Raw genomic sequence first — 16,062 nt, forward strand, 5'->3', positions numbered from 1 at the left:
CTCTCCGGCGCTTCGGCGTGCGCCCGCAGCCTGCGATCAGATCGCTCGGCGGCGCACCGCACGCACGACGAACATCGCCGCACCGCTGAGCAGCGCGAGCAGTGCACCGCCGAGGGCCAGGCCCTGACCCGCACCGCCGGTGACGGCGAGAGCGCCCGGCTGCTTCGCGCCGGCGTTCGCTGCGGGTGCGGTCGGCGCTTCGGCGGGAGTCTCGCCCGGAGTCTCGCCTGCACCTTCGGCGGGTGCACCGCCGGCGCCGTTCGCATCGTCGGACTCGGCGGTACCGTCGTCGTCGCCGTCGCCGGGTGTCTCGCTGCCGGGCTCGGCGTGGTCGGTGGGGGTGTGGATGATGTCGACCCACTGGGCCGGGTCGCCGGCGTCGACGACGCGGTAGGTGAAGACGCCGGAGTCGAGCTGCACGATCGGGACGATGCGCTGCCAGAGCACGTCGCCGGCAGTGCTCTTCGCGTTGATCCAGCGGGCCAGCTGGCCGTTCACGATGCGCATCTCCCAATCGCCCTGGAGCTTCGGGGTGTCATCGAGATTGAACATCGTGTAGGTGCCGTCGGCGTGGAAGTACGCGTTGCCGACGAAGTTCGCTGCGCGGGGGTCGTCGAGGGCGACGTCGCTGCCGTTCTGGTCAACTGCGCCGGTGGTCGCCCACGGGGTCGCTGCGAGAGCCGCGGCCGCTGCGTCGATATCGACGGGCAGCGCCTGCGGCGCGGAGGCTTCGACGGCGGTTTCGTCTGCCGCAGCGGTTTCCGCGACCGTGCTCTCCGTGCCGGCAAGCCCGGCGATCGCCGTCTCGGTCGTCGCAGTCCCGGCACCGGTCTCGGCGGCGGACGCTCCCGCGGCGGGCAGCACGCAGAGTGCGGCGGCGAGAGCCGAGGCGGCGATGAGCGGCAGGCGCGCGGGCTTCTGGCGGTGGGTCATGTACAGTCCTTCGGTCGGAATCGGGGCAGCGCACTGCCCGGAGGGTCGATCCCAAATTACGGCCGGCGCGAGCACGGGGCATCAACCGATCGGTTGAACCGGCCCGCGGCGCGCTTCCCGGTGACGACCGGCAGCGTTCGCCGCCCGGTACGGACCCCGCTACAGGCGGATCAGCCCGCGCTTCACCGCCACCGCGATCGCGGCCTGGCGATTGTCGGCCCCGAGCTTGATGAAAGCGTGGTGCAGGTGGGTCTTCACGGTCGCCTCGCTCACGTGGATCGTGCGCGCGAGATCCCGATTCGACAGCCCGGAAGCCGCGAGCGTCAGCACCTCGAGTTCGCGGGCCGTGAGGGCTTCTTCGGCGAAGCGGCTGCGGTGCAGCAGCCGCTCGGCGATCGGCGCGGATACCGCGTCGCGCCCTTCGGCGGCGGATCGGATCGCGGCGAACAGCTCGGCCGGTCGGCTGTCTTTCACGAGGTAGCCGGCGGCACCGGCATCGAGGGCGCGCACCACGTCGGAATCGGAATCGTAGGCGGTGAACACGATGACCCGCGTCCCGGGAGAGGCCTGCACGATCGCACGGGTCGCGTCGAAGCCGTCGGGCGCATCGGCTCCGAGGTCGAGGTCGACCAGGGCGATCGCGACCTCCGCGCCCGACACCGCGGTCACCGCTCCGTCTGCGGAGCCGGCTTCGGCGACGACCTCGAAATCGGGCTGGGTGTCGAGCAGGGCTCGCACGCCATGGCGCAGCACGGGGTGGTCGTCGACGAGCAGGATGCGGATCACGGGTGCGGAACCTCCGGGACGGGAACGGGCTGCGGGGTCTCGGGCGAAGGGAGCACCGCGCCGACGACGGTGCCCCGGCCGGGCGCCGAATCGATGGTGAACTCGCCTCCGCGGCTGCGTACCCGCCACTCCATGGCGCGCAGCCCGAACCCTTCCGTCGTACCGTCGTGTTCGAAGCCCGCGCCGTCATCGGCGATGTCGACGCCGACGGCATCGGAGAAGTAGGTGAGCGTCACGTGCACGGCAGCGGACCCGGCGTGCTTGCGCGCATTGATGAGTGCTTCGCGGGTCACCCGCATGAGCGCGTGCGCCACCGGCTCCGCGACGTCGCGCTCCTCGCCGACGAGTTCGTACGCGGCACCGGCCTCGGCGGCCTGCGCCCCGAGCAGCGCCGACAGCCGCTCGGCGTCAGCGCGCGGCGACGCCAGTCCGTGCATGAGCCGGCGAGTCTCGACGAGCGCTTCGCGCAGCGCCTCGCGCACCTGCTCGATGCGCGCCGCGTCGCGCCCGCCGCCCTCCGATTCGAGCAGCAGCAGCGCGCCGGCGGTGCGCTGCACGACGGTATCGTGCAGTTCGCTCGCCACACGGCCGCGTTCGGCGAGCGCCCCGGCCTCGCGCTCGCTGCGCGCCAACTGCTCGCGGGCCTCGACCAGTTCGTCGATGAGCCGCTGCTGCTCGGACAGGGCGCGATCGAGGGCGGATTGCGCGTACGAGAGCACGAGCCCACCGAAGAACGGGCCGAGCACGAGCCCGAGATCCTGCCCCGACGACATGAGGTAGAGGCCGCAACTGACGGCGACGACGATGAGGCCCGAGACGACGAGCGCGGCCCGGCCGCTCAGCACGCGACGCACGGCGAAGAAGAGCGCGAACGCGCACCACCCGAACGACGGCGCCAGCACCACGAGCGGCAGCCAGCACGCGATCGCGACGAGCAGCCCGACCCCGAGACGGGTGCCGAGCATACCGGTCGGGTGCGGGATGCGGGGCCTGCGCGGTCCGGTCACGGCGCAGGCGTAGGCGATCCCTGTCGAAGCCGCGAGCGCGAGCACGACCGTGCCGATGCCCGCGCTCGAATGGTAGGCGAAATAGCGAATGCCGCAGACGACGAGCAGCACCGCGAAGCCGATGTCGACCGCGAGGTCCATGGCCCGCAACCGGGCGAGCGGCTGCGGGTCATGGCGCGGGTCGGTCATCGGCTCGGGCTTCCGGGATGAGCCGGGGTCAGCCTTCGGTGCGCTCGTACTGGCGGGCGCGGCCGCGGATGCCGGCGAAGCGGAACGGGGCCCGGGTCACGCGCGGGGTCTCGAAATCAGGAGCGCTCGGGTAGCTGCGGTCGTGCAGCTCGCGGTATTCGGGGATCTCGAGCGACGCGCGCGCATCGAGCGAAGCGGTCACGGCCGCGGCCGCCTCCGGGCGGAAGTAGCCCGGCTGCACGACGCCCGTGAAGAACTCGCTGACGCTGCCCGAACCGTAGCTGAAGAAGCCGAGGCGACGGCCCGCGAGGTCGGGGTCGTTGTGCAGCAGCGCGGCGAGCGCCGAGTACAGCGACGCGGTGTAGCTGTTGCCGAGGCGACGGTTGTAGATCGACCCGGTGAAGAGCCCCGTGTCGCGCGCCTCGCCCGCGGCCTCCTGCTCGGCCCGCGTGAGCGCCGCGCTGATCGGGCTCCCGGTGTGCTTCGCGAGGTGCCGCTGCCCCTTCTGCGCCATCTTCGTGAACGGCTGGTGGTAGAGCAGCCGGTCGATGTCGTCGATGCCGGAGCCGCCCTGCGCCTGCAGATCGTCCCACGAGCCGCTCAGCGCGTCGAGGTAGGCCGATACCGACAGTGCGCCCTCGACGACGGCGGTCGAGAGGTCGTTCGGCCGCCAGAAGTCGTCGACGTCGGCGGTGTAGAGCCCCGTCGCCCGTTCGATCTCGACGAGTGCCGGGTCGGCGCTGACGAGCATCGCGACCGCGCCCGCGCCCTGCGTCGGTTCGCCGGGGGAGTCGAGCTCGTACCGGGCGACGTCGGCGGCGATGACGAGCACCCGCTCCTCGGGGAATCGGCTGACGATGCCGAGCGCCGCCTGCAGCGCAGCGGTGCCGCCGTAGCAGGCCTGCTTGAACTCGGTGACGCGGACGTGGTTCGGGAGCCCGAGCAGCTTGTGCACCGAGACGCCGGCGGCCTTCGACTGGTCGACGCCCGTCTCGGTCGCGAACAGCAGCGTGCGGATCCCCTCGAAGCCGTTGCGCTCGATGATGCGCTGGGCGGCCGTGGCACCCATCGTGACGATGTCCTCATCGGGGGCCGGGAAGCCCATCTCGTCCTGCCCGAGACCGAGATGGTACTTGTTCGGGTCGGTGCCGTTCGACTCGGCGAGGCGGGCCAGGTCGATCACGTGATGCGCCGACGAGATTTCGAGGTCGTGAATGCCGATCGCGGTCATGCTGACGGCTTCTCCTTCCGCTCCATGAGCAGGTGGGCTGCCATGAGCTCACCGGGGTTGGTCTGGGCTGCGAGGAGCGACAGCTCCCCACAGAGGACGGTGGCGGCCATGAGCGCCGCGAGCCTGCGCGCATTCGCGCCGGGCTCGCGCTCCTCGCGGCAGCCGAGCCGATCGAGGTTGACGTTCACATGCTCCAGGTGCTTGCCGTTGCCCACGGTGCCGACGATGAGATGCGGCAGGGTGCATGAGAAATAGAGCCCGTCGGGGCGCTCCTCGGCGTAGGTGATGCCCTGCGACCCCTCGACGATGTTCGCCGCATCCTGGCCCGTCGCCAGATAGAAGGCGAGCAGCATGTTCGCGTAGTGGGCGTTCGCCGAGCGGATCGCGCCCGCGATCGTGCTGCCGACGAGGTTCTTGCGCACGACCAGGTCGGCGATCTGCCGGGCCGAGCTGCGCAGGCGGCGCTCGACGACCTCGTGGGGCAGCACGATCTCGGCGACGACATTGCGGCCGCGCCCGAGGATGCCGTTGACAGCGGTCGCCTTCTTGTCCGAGCAGAAGTTGCCCGAGATCGAGCCGTAGTCGATGCCGAGGCCCCACGACAGGATGCGCTCCATCAGCGCATCCGCCGACTTCGTGACCATGTTGTGGCCCGAGGCGTCGCCCGTGAGGAAGGCGAAGCGCACGAACAGCAGGTTGCCGACCACCTCGGTATGGGCCTCGAGCAGCTGCGCGTGGAGGCTGCCCGCCGAGGTGACCTCCTGCAGTTCGCCCAGGCGCGCCCGAATGGTGCGCGCCGCGGAGTCCGCGAGCACGGCGCCATCGGCGACGAAGATGACCGAACGCGTCATGCGCTCCCCGAGCACGACGGTGCGGATGCCGCCCTCGATCTCGCGCGAGATGCTCGCGCCGCGGCCGACGGAAGGCCACAGCGGCGTCTCGTACGTCGCGAGCGGCACCGAGATCTCGGCGAAGGGCTCGTCGGCGGTGATGGCGTCGCCGCTGACGCGCAGCGGGCCGACCCAGCGCGTCGGGATGAGCGTGGGCGGCGTCTCGGAGGGGCGATCTCGGTCGGTCACGGCGTCTCTCTATCTGGAAGGGTTCGGGGCATGCGGCGGGTTCGGGGCCGGCAGCGGTCGAGGGTCATGCGGTCGACCTCGTGGCGAGCGCCGCGAGGTCGATGCCGCGCAGTCGGCAGAACTCGCCGAGGCGGCCGCGTACGAGCAGGTCGGTGCGGGCGAGGTCTGCGGGGGTCTGCGCGCCGAGCAGTGCGAGGATCGCGGTCGTCTGCGCGCGCCAGCGTTCGATCGCGGTGATCAGCGCCTCGGCGCCGCCCTCGAGCACGACCTCGAGGAAGGTGCCGGCCACGCCGACCGCCCGAGCGCCCGCGGCGAGCGCTTTGACGACGTCGAAGGGGGTGCGCACGCCGCCGGAGGCGAGGAGCGCGGGGCCCTCCGTGGGCGCGTCGAGCAGGCAGGCGAGCGCCGACTGCCCGAAGCCCGAGAGCATCGAGAAGTCGTCGCCCGCGAGCTGGGCCGCGGATTCGTGGCGGGCGTTCTCGATGCGCAGGAAGTCGGTGCCGCCGCGTCCGCTGACATCGGCGTATCGGGCTCCGAGTTCGACGAGGCGCCGCAGCGTCTCGCGGCTGAGCCCGAACCCGACCTCTTTCACGACGACCGGCACCGGCGAGGCCGCGACGATCTGCTCGACCGAGCGCTGCCACGACGAGAAGTCGCGAGACCCTTCGGGCATCGCCGTCTCCTGCACCGCGTTGATGTGCAACTGCAGCGCATCGGCCTGCAGCAGTTCGACCGCGCGCACCGCGTCGTCCGCGCTGCGGCCCACGCCGATATTGGCCATGACGAAGCCGTGCGGGTTCTCGTCGCGGATCACCTGGAAGCCGGAGGCGGTCTCGGGGTGGTCGAGCGCGACCGAGACGGAGCCGCTCGCCATCGCGATGCCGGTCTCCCGTGCGGCGATGGCGATCTCGCGGTTGATGCGGGTGGTCCACTCGGTGCCGCCCGTCATGCCGTTGACGTAGAAGGGCAGCGGCCAGCGGGCGCCGTCGACGCCGGCTCCGAGCTCGACGCCGAGGTCGACGAGCGAGGCGTCGATGCCCGCGAGCGCGTGATGCACGAACTCGAGGTCGTCGAACTCGTTGAGCGAGCGGGCGTCGCCGTGCTGCGCGGCGGCCAGGCGCACGTGGTCGTCCTTGCGGGTCGCGCGGACCGCGTCGGGCGCCGCGGCGTTCGAGGCGGGCTCAATCATGCTGCCCCTCCGCACTCGCGAGCGCCGGTGCCACGGTGAGCGGCAGCCGCAGAATATCGTTCGATTCCCACTCCCGCAGGATACCGCCGAAGTCGCCGCCGGTGGAGACGAGCGCGATGCCGCAGTCGCCGCCGCCCGCGCCCGACGGCTTGGCGGCGGCGGCGTGCGTCTCCGCGGCTTCGCACAGCCGGCGCAGCTGATCGGTCTCGATCACGATGCCGCTCGTCTCGCCGAGCTGCTGCAGCAGGCGCCGCGCGCGCGACACGGCGCGCAGAGAGCGCGACGGGTCGTCGCCCGCAATGCCCGCCACCAGTTCGGCGACGCAGTCCCGGCTCTGCTCGATGAACGAGAGCTCCTGCCGGCCCGTCGCCGCGGTGCCGGCCGACCGGCCGACCTCGGCGACGAGACGGTCGGTCGAGGCGGGGGAGCCGGTCCACCCCACCAGGAGCTCGAGCGACGCCGGGGCGGCGAGCGGGGTCACCGCGAAGCCGGCCCAGGCCTCCCCCGACCGCAGCGTCGCCTCGACGCCGTGCGCCGCGCGATGCGCGCGCAGAGCGCCGCGGTCGGGGGAGCAGTAGCGCACCCATCCGCCGAACGTGCTCGCCGCGAGGTCTCCGCCCGAAGCGCGCGGCGAGATCTCGATCGTCGCCAGCAGGGCGAGCCGGCAGCGCTCCTCGAGGCCGAGGCCGAGGCCGTAGAACTCGTTCAGCACGGCGATGACCGCGACCGTGACGGCGCCCGACGAGCCGAGGCCGAACTTGCGCCCGCTCTCGTCGTCGAGCTCGCTCACGATCTCGAGATCGAAGTAGCGCGGGGCCACGCCGCGTTCGGCGCGCAGCTCTTCGACCGCGTCGATCGCCGAGAAGACGTAGTCGAGCTGCTCGCGCTCGTGCACGATGCGGCCGGTTTCGCGATCCCTGACCCAGGTCAGCGGGCTGCCCCCGTAGACCCGAGAACGCACGTGACCGGCCCCCTTCGCCTCGACGAGGCGCGCGGTGAGGGTGCGGTCGACCGCGACGAGCACGGCGGGCTCGCCCGGCTCGACGACGGCGTACTCGCCCGCGATGTAGAGCTTGCCGGGAATGCGGGCCTCGATCGTGGGGCCCTCGGTCATGCGGTCTCCGCGCCGGGCAGCAGGTGCGCCCCGCGGCCCGGGCCGACCGCGCGCACCCGGCCGTACTCGCGCAGCGCGTCGGCGACCGTCGCGGCGTCTTCCGGCTGCACCAGCACGGCGATGTTCGGGCCGGCGTCGGCGGTCGAGTATGCCTCGATGCCGCGCTCGCGCAGCCCGACGACCGCGTCGAAGATCGCGACGCTCGTCGGGGTGAGATAGCGCACGGGCGGGTCGTTCGACTGGATCACCGCGTGCATGCGCAGCGCATGCGATTCGGTGATGCGGCCGATGCGCGTGAAGTCGCGATCCCTGCAGGCCTCGAGCATCGCCGCGAGGCTCGCCTCGGTGCTCCTGACCCAGCCCTCGTAGAACGGCGAGGTGAGCGCGCTGCTGCGCATCGCCACGCGGCTCGATACGGCCTTCTGCCGCTCGTCGACCGTCACGATGACCATGTGCATCTCGGGCGCATCGACGGGCTCGGCGAACGACGTCCCATCGCCCTCGCCGGCGTGCCAGACGGCGATGCCGTCGATGACCGAACGCGCGGCCGATCCCGAGCCGCGGCGCGCCAGCCGGCTGAGCGACGGGGTATCGCCGGGAAGTCCCGCCGCTGCGGAGGCCGCCGTGGCGAGCGCCGCGAACCCCGAGGCCGACGACGCGAGCCCCGCGCCCGTCGGCGCCTCGTTCTGAGAGACGACGCGGGCGTGCGCGGTCGACCCGGCGCGCTCGCGCACGAGGTCGAGGAAGCGGGTCACGCGGCTCAGGCTGTCGCCGCTCTGCTCGACGCCGTTCAGCTCGAAGGAGTCGTGCGCCGCGCTGCCCGGCGCATCGTCGAACGCCACGGTCGTCGTCGTCGCGTAGGCGTCGAGAGTCAGCGAGAGGCTGCCGGCGGCCGGGAGCATGAGGGCCTCGTCGCGCTTGCCCCAGTACTTGACGAGCGCGATGTTCGGAAAGGCGCGGGCGGTGGCGGTGCGTGCGGCGGTCATGCGGCGGGCACCGTGGTCGTCCAGGTGCGGCGGGCACCCGCGGCGCGCAGCGCCAGTGCGATGTGCTCGGCCTGCTCGGTCGATTCCGCGAGCGCGAGCACGCAGCCGCCGAGGCCGCCGCCCGTGAGCTTCGCGCCGTCGGCGCCCGCGGCGTGCGCCGCCGCGACCAGGGCGTCGAGCTGCACCGTGCTCACGCCGAGCGAACCGAGCAGCCGGTGCGCCTCGAGCATGCGGGTGCCGAGCGCCGGGCGGTCGCCCAGGGCGAGATCGAGCACCGACCCCTCGGCGATCTCCGCCAGCTGCGAGATGGTGCGGTCGACCGTCGCCGGGTTCGCCGCGCGCAGCTCGCGCACGCCCGCGACGGCCTGCGCCGTCGACCCCGGCACTCCGGAGTCTGCGAGCACGAACGTCAGGGGCGCGCCGACCCCCGTCGGGCGCACCTCGCCGCCGTGGAACCGGATCGGCCCCGAAGCCGCCACCGCACGGGCGTCGATGCCGCTCGGGTTGCCGTGCGCAACGCGCTCGGCGCGCTGCACGACTTCGTGGAACTCGTCATCGGCGAGCTCGACGCCGCGCAGATCGGCGACCGCGCGGGTGATGGCCGCGGCGACCGCGGCGCTCGAGCCGAGACCGCGGCCGTGGGGGATCGCGCTGCGCACGAGCACCTGCACCTCTTCGCTCGCCGCTCCCGTGCTCGCGAGCGCGACGCGCACCGCGGTCACGACCGGGCGCAGCTCATCGGGTGCCGACGACGCGGTGCCCGCGAAGAGCTCGCTCTCGATGCGCATCTCGCCGCCCGGCGTCGGGCGCACGATGGCCTCGACCCCGAGCTGGTGCAGCGGCATCGCGATCGCCGGAGCGCCGTAGACGACGGCGTGCTCGCCGAAGAGGATCGCCTTCGCGTGCGCGGTGCCCGTGCCGGTGCGCGCGGGGGCGACGGCCTCGGCGGTGCCGTGGAACGCGCCGGCAACGGGCGCTTCTGCGGCGAGCGCCGCATCCGCCGCATCCGCCGCGCTCGCCGCAGGGCGCGGGCGCATCGATTGAGAGAGTTTCATGCCTATCCGTTTCGATCGACCTTCGCCCCGGTGGCGCCGCGTCGATGTGGAGGTCGACGCGGCTGCGGTGACGATGAAGGAAGAGGTGGACGGACGCGCCGTCCCTCCTCCGCAAGTCCAGCTGTCTAGTTTAGAGCATGAACCCCGAATGCGAGCATATGCTTGCCGTATGAGCACGCGAGCCGAGACCGTCGAGTTCCTCATCGACCAGTTGAGCGCCCTGCCCGGCATCCGCACCCGCCGCATGTTCGGCGAGTACTGCCTCTACTCCGACGAGAAGCCCGTCGCCTTCGTCTGCGACGACGAACTCTTCGTCAAGCCCACGGAGGCGGGCCGCGCCTACATCGGCGTGCCCGATGAAGCGCCCGCCTATCCCGGATCGAAGCTCTACTTCCGCGTCTCGGGCGACCTCTGGGAGGAGCGCGACTGGCTCTCGGGCCTCATCGCCGAGACCGCCGCGGCGCTGCCGGAGCCGAAGCCCCGCAAGCCGAAGCCCCGCAAGCCGAAGGCCGCGAACGCGGCGAAGGCGGCCAAGGCCGCCGAAGCTCTGCGAACGGAGTAGCCGCAGAAGTTCTGCACGCTGCCCGGATCGCGGAGCGGGCGCGATCGCCTAGGCGGGCGCGGCGCTGCCCGCGAGCAGTGCGGGGAAGACGAAGTCGGTGTTCAGCGGGGCGATATCGTCCCGCCGGGAGCTCGGGTCGACCCATTCGAGGTGCTCGATCTCGGCCCGCGGTTCGGCCGTGAGCGCCGCCTCGAGCAGCGGGTGCTCGAATACGGTCGCCTCGACGACGTGGCCCGGCTCGTTCGCCGCCGCGGCCCGGAAGACGCCGAGCGGGCGCAGCAGCGCGCCGTCGAGCGCCAGTCCGAGCTCCTCGGCGCACTCTCGCACCGCGGTGTCGCGCGGATGCTCGTCGGGCTCGTGCTTGCCGCCCGGCAGCATCAGCGAAGCGGTGCCGCGCTTGCGCACGTTGAGCACGCGGCCGGCGGCGTCGCGCATGACGACCGCGCTGACGCGGATGATGCGTTCGCCGCTCATGCGCGGGCCTCGGGCGCGTCCCCGGCGGCGACGGCCTCGGCGCCGGGGTCGGCCGACAGCGCCGAGTAGTCGGCGAGGGTCAGCCGGTCGGCGATCACCGGGAACTCGGCCCGCACCTCGTCCACGCGGCCCGTATCGATCTCGACGACGATGGTCTCCTCGCCGTCGCCGCACTCGGCCACGACGCGCCCCGTCGGGTCGGTGACCCGGCTGAACCCGCCGAGCTGCACGCCGCCCTGGCTGCCGCAGGCGTTGCAGGCGAGCACCCACAGCTGGTGCTCGACCGCGCGCGCCTGCGTGAGGGTGCGCCAGTGCTCGCGCCGCGCCGCGGGCCAGGCCGCCGGCACCGCGACCGCCTCGGCCCCGCGCGCGCTGATCTCCTGCCACAGGCCCGGGAACCTGAGGTCGTAGCACGTGGTGCTCGCGAGCTCGCCGATGGGGCTCGGTACGACGCTCAGCGTGCCGCCGGGGGTGAGCAGCTCGGTCTCGCGCGACTGGTATCCGAACACGTGGATCTTGCGGTAGACCTGCGCGATGCGCCCTGCCGCGTCGATGAGCGCGGTCGTATTGCTGAGCCCGCCGTCTGGGCCGCGTTCGATGAAACTGCCGAGGTGCACGGACGAGCCGAGATCCTGCGCCACCCGACGCGCCATGGTCACTGTCGGGCCGTCGAAGTCCTCCGCGAGCTCGTCGTAGCGGTCGAACGAGAAGTAGCCGGGGCTCCACAGCTCGGGCAGTACGAAGAGGTCGACGCCGTCGTGCGCGCGCAGCAGCGCCTCGACGCGCGCGATGCGGGCCTCCCGGCTCTCGTCATCGGGGCTGGCGATCTGCAGAAGGGCCACAGTGCTCGTACTCATGCTCCCAGCCTACGACCCCTGCGCTGCATTCTGCAGGGATCGCCGGCCTCTGCGGTCGGGTGCAAGAATGGCAGCATGAGCATCGACACCGCCGAGCTGCCCGAACCGGAGGGGCCCGAGGATCGCCCGTCGCCCCCGGGGAATCCCGGTTGGCTGAGCGAAGACGAGCTCGCGTTCGTGCGCGGCCGATTGCCGGTCGTGTACGTCGAGGCCGTGCCCGTGCGGCTCGACGGCCTCGGGCGGGTCGCCGAGGTCGGCCTGCTGCTGCGCGGCACCCCGGAGGGCGGCATGACGCGGGCCCTCGTCTCGGGCCGTGTGCGCTACGGGGAGACGCTGCGCGAGGCGCTCTTCCGCCACCTCGAGAACGATCTCGGCCCGATGGCGTTCCCGCAGATGCCGTCGGCGCTCGTGCCGGCGCAGGTCGCCGAGTACTTCCCGATGCCCGGCATCTCGGCGTACGTCGACGAGCGCCAGCACGCGGTCTCGCTCGTGTACGTCGTGCCGGTGACGGGGTCGTGCAGCCCGAGGCAGGATGCTCTCGAGGTGACGTGGATGTCGCCGGAGGAGGCGCTGTCGCCCGAGATGCTCGACGAGATGTCGGGCGGCCGCGGCGCGCTGCTCAGGCAGGCATTGAGCACCGTCGGCTGCTGACCCCGTGAGTTCATTCGGATTTGCGATCTCATTCGGATGGAACCCGGTCGAATCGTCCGAGTGAGCTCGCAGATCCGAGGGAACACACGGGCTGCAGCGGGTCGGCCGGCGCCGACCCTTGCTGCGAGCGGCGGACGCTCACGGCAGTGGGCGACTCCCGCGAGGGTTCGGGACCGAAACCGGGTTGGGAGCAGCGGAGAAGTCCGCGGGCATTCCCTCCCCAGCCGCCTTCGGCCCTCGGCAAGCCCTGCGGAGCCGGGCGCGGCAGCCGCACGGTTCGACCCGGCGAGGTGGAGGTTCCCTTCGAAGCGCGGAGCCGTATGCACCACCGTGAGGGGCGCAATGGTGCTTTCGGCTCCACATGAGCCGATGATCGAGCTCGTGGGGGTATTGCGCCCCTACCCCTGGTATTGCCAGGTGATGATGTGCTCGCGCGAGAACCCCTTCGTGCACTGCCCGCAGGAGGTGACGCGGGTGGGTCTGCGGAACCGGTAGTGCCGATGCCCGGAGGGGCAGAGCCCGGCCCAGGGGGCGTGCTCGTGGGCGATGTCGCCGTCGTGGGTGCGACCGCCGACATAGCCGATCTCGCCCGCCGTGCGCTTCCACTTCGCCCCGTGGCCCGCGGCATGGCCGACCATGGCGTGGGCGATCTCGTGCAGCAGCACCTGGTGGATCTCGTCGTCGTCGAACTTCGCGGTGAGGTACCGGGACACCGTGATACGCCGGTCGGTGTAGTTGCAGAGGCCCGCGCGGCGCTTCGCGTGATCGAAGTCGAACGTCCACGAGCCCTCGCCGAAGAGGGGGTCGAGGTGCATCTTGATGAGCGCCCCGGCCCAGACCCGTACCCGTGCGAGGTCAGCCACGTTCGAACAGCTCCTTCGCGGGGAGCGGCGACGCCTGCGCGGTCGCGTCGGTGACGGCCTTCGCGCCGCGCACGAAGTCGTCGAGCTCGCGACCCACGAGCATGCGGGCGGGATGCGGGCCGCCCGCGAGCAGGCGCGGCAGCCAATCGAGGGGCTCGAGCTCATCGGCGGCCGTCGTCCCCGGTGCGCCGGCGGCGACGAGCACCACGTTGCCGAAGCGGCGGCCCTTGAACACCTGCGGTTCGGCGATGGCGGCGACCGCCCCGAAGAGCGTGCGCAGGGTCGCGACCTGGCCGCGCACGAAGTGCTGCCCGGCGCCGTCGGCGGCGTTGATGACGACGACGCCGTCGGGGGCGAGGAACGGGCGCAGCAGCTCGTAGAACTCGGTGCTCGAGACGTGCGCGGGAGTCTGCGCCCCCGCGAAGATGTCGACGACGACCGCGTCCATGGCGCCGTGCATGCCGGCGGGCAGGCGCTCGAGCACGGCTCGCGCATCGCCGCGCCGCACGCGGATGCTCGCGCGGCGCGGCAGCGGGGCCGCCCCGCGCACCAGGTCGACCAGCGCGCCCTCGAGCTCGATGACCTGCTGCCGGCTGCCGGGCCGGGTGGCCTCGACGTACCGGGGCAGGGTGAGGGCCCCGCCGCCGAGGTGCATGACCGAGATCGGCTTCCCCGGGGGCGCGATGAGGTCGAGTACGTGCCCGATGCGGCGCACGTACTCGAAGAAGAGGTCGGAGGGGTCGCGCAGGTTCACGTGCGACTGCGGGGTGCCGTCGACGACGAGCTGCAGGCTGCCCGGCACCCAGCGGTCCTCTTCCATCGCCGCGACGAGGCCCGACGAGAGCACGACGGGCTCGGGGAGGTTCACTCGGGTTCCCGGCCGGCGAGCCCGAGCTCGTCGATCTGCCGCAGCATGTCGGCGTTCGAGGGTTCGACCTGGTGGCTCGAATCGGGGTAGACGATCACCGGGATGTTCGTGCGGCCGCTGATCTCCCGTGCGATCTCCGCTGCGGCGGGTTCGGCGACGAGGTCGACGTAGCGGTACGGGGCGCCCGCGCGATCGAAGATGAGCTTCGCGCGGCGGCAATCGGCGCACCAGTCCGCGCCGAAGATGATGGTCTCGGTCATGCCGTCCAGCCTACGCTCGGCCGCCGGCACGATGGTTCGGCGCTGCCAGAGCCGCGTTGCGTAGGCGGAGCAGTTGTCTGTCTGTGAGGAGGTTCCATCGCCGCCAGACGAGTTTCCCGATGATCAGCGCGATCGCTGCGGTCAGGGAGATCGCGCCGGCGACGATCGAGACGATCGTGCGGTCCGTTGCCGCGACGTCGAGTACCGCGGCGAAGGTGAAGGTCCAGATCATTCCGAGGAAGAGGAGCGTGAAGCACAGTATCGTGCTTCGTTCGAGAGGACCGCCGGATGAGAAGTCTGCGGCGAGGCGCAATGCGAGTGAGAGGCTGATGATTCTCAGGGCGGCTGAGAGCACGGCCGCCCACACGCCGACCTCATGCAGCACGATATCGAAATCGGTGCCGAGGCCGAGGGCCAGGATGCAGAGCAGCACTGCGATGCGCCTATCGGCTCGAGGGTGAGGATGACGGATGCGCCAGAAGTTCTTGACGCGCCTCCGAGCGTTCTCGTTCTCGAGAATTCCCGGGTCGCGCCAGAACGCTGTGAAGAAGCTGCACGTCTCGAAGATGAGGAAGAGCACGAATGCGAGTAGCGATAGGGCCTGCAGCCACGTTCCTTCGAGGAGGAGCGAGTAGCAGATGAATGCATTGAGCGCTGCGAAGAAGACGAGTACGAGAGTGAGGGCGAGCCCGAGGGCCCGGGCGTCCGCGTATTCGCTCTTGATGTCGAGGACATCGTCGGCGTTCGCCTGCGCAGGTGCTCGAACGATCTGCCGCCACTGCTGGAACAGCCGTTCGCAACGACCTGCCACGCGGAGCAGCGAAACCGTGATGGCGACGCCGACCGCTGCCACGCCGGCGACCGCTGACCATGCGGTGCTGTCCCGGGTCTCCGGCTCGGAGAAACCGAGCGAGGACGGATACTCGGGAATGCTCGAGTATGCGATCATCGTGAGCAGCACCGCGAGCATCAATACGATGATGGAAACGGCGATCAAAGCGGGCAGCGCCTGTCCGGGGTGCGAAGTTCGCGAGGTCATACGAGGATTCTCGCGCAATAGGTCAATTCGGTGCGCGTGCGGGCTCGAGGCGAGGGGCCGGCCGAGTCCAGAGCGCGCGGGCGAGAATCGCGGCGGCGGCGCCGAGCAGGGCGCCCCCGATCGTGTCGCTCAGCCAGTGCGCTCCGAGCGCCGTGCGGCTCCACATCATGAGCACCGCCCAGGCGACCGCGGCGACTCCAGCGGCTCTGCGGGTGCGCGCGGATACCCCTTCGGCATATGCGAGGACGAGTGCGATCGACACCGCGAGCGCTGCGGCGCCCATCGAATGCCCCGAAGGGTACGAACTTCCGTGGGTCGGGTAGAGCGCTCCGCCCGGTCGGGGTCGGAGCACGAGCGACTTGAACAGCTCGGAAGCGAGTACGCCGAAGACGAGTGCGGTCGCGAGGGCCGCCGCGTCGCGCGGGCGGCGCTTCACGAGCAGCAGCGCGGCGCCGAGTGCCCCGGTCGCGGCGACTCCGGTGGCCGCCCCGATCTCGGCGCAGAACACGGCGACGGCGTACGGTGCCGATCCCTGCGCAACCGCCGCGACGCCGCGCCACCACGAGTCGATGCCGAGCGGCGATGCGTCGACGAATCTCAGGTACGCTCCGAACGCCGCCACCGCTGCGATCGCGATGATCGCGACAGGGATCGCCGCGGCCGGGAGAGATGGGACGTGCGGGCGGGCGGGGGAGCGGTGCATGCCGACACGATAGCCCGCGGCCGGAACGCCGGGCTGGGAACAGGGGAAGCGCCGATCCCCGGCGAGCCGACCGTCGCCCGCATCTCTGCACCTGTGCCGCGCCCGCTCGGTCGGGGCCCGCGCACCGCCGCTCGGACGGGTATCGGTAGCGCGGCGCAGAATGATAACGACTCGCGCTAGACAGGTCAAGACGAGCGTGTTAGTGTTGATAGCTGC

Annotated in this window: 18 protein-coding genes; 2 read left to right on the forward strand and 16 right to left on the reverse strand. The window is 71.7% G+C overall.

Annotated features, from left to right (window positions below):
• Positions 1-36: 36 nt before the first annotated feature.
• From NHL51_RS05685 to mvk, 9 genes are all read right to left on the reverse strand, one after another.
• Complete coding sequence (locus NHL51_RS05685) at positions 37-933, reverse strand: DUF4822 domain-containing protein (RefSeq protein WP_434142373.1); 897 nt, start codon at positions 931-933, stop codon at positions 37-39.
• Positions 934-1,092: 159 nt separating this feature from the next.
• Positions 1,093-1,719, reverse strand: a complete 627-nt coding sequence (locus NHL51_RS05690) for a response regulator (RefSeq protein ID WP_434142374.1) — start codon at positions 1,717-1,719, stop codon at positions 1,093-1,095.
• Positions 1,716-2,915 carry a sensor histidine kinase gene (locus NHL51_RS05695; protein ID WP_434142376.1) on the reverse strand — a complete coding sequence of 400 codons (1,200 nt, stop codon included), beginning with the start codon at positions 2,913-2,915 and terminating at the stop codon, positions 1,716-1,718. The genes NHL51_RS05690 and NHL51_RS05695 overlap by 4 nt, the downstream gene beginning before the upstream one ends.
• Positions 2,916-2,943: 28 nt before the next feature.
• On the reverse strand, positions 2,944-4,146 hold the full coding sequence (locus NHL51_RS05700) for a hydroxymethylglutaryl-CoA synthase (RefSeq protein WP_434142378.1): 1,203 nt from the start codon (positions 4,144-4,146) through the stop codon (positions 2,944-2,946).
• Positions 4,143-5,225, reverse strand: a complete 1,083-nt coding sequence (locus tag NHL51_RS05705; protein WP_434142379.1) for a hydroxymethylglutaryl-CoA reductase — start codon at positions 5,223-5,225, stop codon at positions 4,143-4,145. Before NHL51_RS05705 ends, NHL51_RS05700 begins: the two co-directional genes overlap by 4 nt.
• Before the next feature lie 64 nt (positions 5,226-5,289).
• On the reverse strand, positions 5,290-6,414 hold the full coding sequence (gene fni, locus NHL51_RS05710; RefSeq protein WP_434142381.1) for a type 2 isopentenyl-diphosphate Delta-isomerase: 1,125 nt from the start codon (positions 6,412-6,414) through the stop codon (positions 5,290-5,292).
• Complete coding sequence (locus NHL51_RS05715) at positions 6,407-7,528, reverse strand: phosphomevalonate kinase (RefSeq protein WP_434142383.1); 1,122 nt, start codon at positions 7,526-7,528, stop codon at positions 6,407-6,409. Before NHL51_RS05715 ends, fni begins: the two co-directional genes overlap by 8 nt.
• On the reverse strand, positions 7,525-8,514 hold the full coding sequence (mvaD, locus tag NHL51_RS05720) for a diphosphomevalonate decarboxylase (protein ID WP_434142385.1): 990 nt from the start codon (positions 8,512-8,514) through the stop codon (positions 7,525-7,527). The genes NHL51_RS05715 and mvaD overlap by 4 nt, the downstream gene beginning before the upstream one ends.
• Positions 8,511-9,569 carry a mevalonate kinase gene (mvk, locus tag NHL51_RS05725; RefSeq protein ID WP_434142386.1) on the reverse strand — a complete coding sequence of 353 codons (1,059 nt, stop codon included), beginning with the start codon at positions 9,567-9,569 and terminating at the stop codon, positions 8,511-8,513. Before mvk ends, mvaD begins: the two co-directional genes overlap by 4 nt.
• A 169-nt stretch (positions 9,570-9,738) precedes the next feature.
• Between mvk and NHL51_RS05730 the strand changes: the two genes are divergently transcribed.
• A complete protein-coding gene (locus tag NHL51_RS05730; protein ID WP_434142388.1) occupies positions 9,739-10,131 on the forward strand; it encodes a TfoX/Sxy family protein in 393 nt (130 codons plus the stop codon).
• A 48-nt stretch (positions 10,132-10,179) separates the two neighbouring features.
• Here the strand turns inward: NHL51_RS05730 and NHL51_RS05735 are convergent, their stop codons facing one another.
• Together NHL51_RS05735 and NHL51_RS05740 are read right to left on the reverse strand one after the other, a co-directional pair.
• Positions 10,180-10,605, reverse strand: coding sequence for an NUDIX hydrolase (locus NHL51_RS05735; protein ID WP_434142390.1), 426 nt, complete (start codon positions 10,603-10,605; stop codon positions 10,180-10,182).
• Positions 10,602-11,462: a nitrilase-related carbon-nitrogen hydrolase gene (locus NHL51_RS05740; protein WP_434142392.1), complete on the reverse strand. Its 861-nt coding sequence runs from the start codon at positions 11,460-11,462 to the stop codon at positions 10,602-10,604. Before NHL51_RS05740 ends, NHL51_RS05735 begins: the two co-directional genes overlap by 4 nt.
• A 75-nt stretch (positions 11,463-11,537) precedes the next feature.
• On the opposite strand from NHL51_RS05740, the gene NHL51_RS05745 reads away from it, so the two are divergent.
• On the forward strand, positions 11,538-12,113 hold the full coding sequence (locus NHL51_RS05745; RefSeq protein WP_434142393.1) for an NUDIX hydrolase family protein: 576 nt from the start codon (positions 11,538-11,540) through the stop codon (positions 12,111-12,113).
• A 398-nt stretch (positions 12,114-12,511) separates the two neighbouring features.
• Here NHL51_RS05745 and NHL51_RS05750 read toward each other — a convergent pair whose 3' ends face one another.
• Genes NHL51_RS05750 through NHL51_RS05770 form a run of 5 tightly spaced genes read right to left on the reverse strand, consistent with a single transcriptional unit; the run spans position 12,512 to position 15,846 of the window.
• Positions 12,512-12,976, reverse strand: a complete 465-nt coding sequence (locus NHL51_RS05750; protein WP_434142394.1) for a SprT-like domain-containing protein — start codon at positions 12,974-12,976, stop codon at positions 12,512-12,514.
• The gene (locus tag NHL51_RS05755; protein ID WP_434142768.1) at positions 12,969-13,796 is read right to left on the reverse strand and encodes a spermidine synthase; all 828 of its coding nucleotides are present in this window, start codon (positions 13,794-13,796) and stop codon (positions 12,969-12,971) included. The genes NHL51_RS05750 and NHL51_RS05755 overlap by 8 nt, the downstream gene beginning before the upstream one ends.
• A gap of 44 nt (positions 13,797-13,840) precedes the next feature.
• The gene (locus NHL51_RS05760) at positions 13,841-14,104 is read right to left on the reverse strand and encodes a glutaredoxin domain-containing protein (RefSeq protein WP_434142395.1); all 264 of its coding nucleotides are present in this window, start codon (positions 14,102-14,104) and stop codon (positions 13,841-13,843) included.
• 10 nt (positions 14,105-14,114) lie between these two features.
• Positions 14,115-15,143 carry a hypothetical protein gene (locus tag NHL51_RS05765; protein ID WP_434142396.1) on the reverse strand — a complete coding sequence of 343 codons (1,029 nt, stop codon included), beginning with the start codon at positions 15,141-15,143 and terminating at the stop codon, positions 14,115-14,117.
• A gap of 22 nt (positions 15,144-15,165) precedes the next feature.
• Positions 15,166-15,846: a phosphatase PAP2 family protein gene (locus tag NHL51_RS05770; RefSeq protein ID WP_434142397.1), complete on the reverse strand. Its 681-nt coding sequence runs from the start codon at positions 15,844-15,846 to the stop codon at positions 15,166-15,168.
• Between the last annotated feature and the right edge of the window lie 216 nt (positions 15,847-16,062).

Source organism: Leucobacter sp. gxy201 (assembly GCF_051043335.1).
GTDB lineage: Bacteria > Actinomycetota > Actinomycetes > Actinomycetales > Microbacteriaceae > Leucobacter.